This is a genomic window from Aerococcus sp. L_32, from assembly GCF_050689315.1.
Genome location: NZ_JBOEQF010001242.1, coordinates 1 through 534 on the forward strand (window position 1 = coordinate 1; position 534 = coordinate 534).

The 534-nt window shown below is 38.4% G+C and carries 1 protein-coding gene; it reads left to right on the forward strand.

Features of this window, described 5'->3' with window-relative positions; all coding sequences use genetic code 11:
- The coding region (locus ACRCJ0_RS19125) for a LysR family transcriptional regulator substrate-binding protein (protein ID WP_431391794.1) at positions 1–479 on the forward strand (479 nt) is incomplete at its 5' end.
- Positions 480–534 lie beyond the last annotated feature (55 nt).

The following is a 534-nucleotide window of genomic DNA, read 5'->3' on the forward strand; positions in this document are numbered from 1 at the left end:
ATAAGGGTTTGTTAGATTTTGGCGTCGTGATTGGGGCAGTGAATACAGATCATTATGATTTTCGTATACTACCCGAAGATGATACATGGGGTCTCTTGGTGCCTAATGACAGTTACTTAGCCAATAAGTCTGTGATTCATCCCGATGATTTGACGGACCTTCCTTTAATTTGCTCGCACCAATCTTTGAATAATAATGAATTAACCGGTTGGTTTGGCGGTGATTTTTCTAGTCTAAATATTGTTGCTAGTTATAACCTCATTTATAATGCCAGCCTAATGGTTGAAGCAGGAGTCGGCTATGCCCTTTGTTTAGACAATTTAGTGGATACATATACAACAAATAAGCTACATTTCATTCCCCTAGACCCACCAATGTCGTCTCAGCTTAAGTTTATTTGGAAAAAGCAGAACAATTTTTCAACCGCAGCCAAAGCTTTCAAGCAACGATTACAGGATCACTTAAAATCGTCTAAATAAAACCAAAAAAATGCTAGACCTTATACGAATACACAACGCGACACCTAAAGATGCC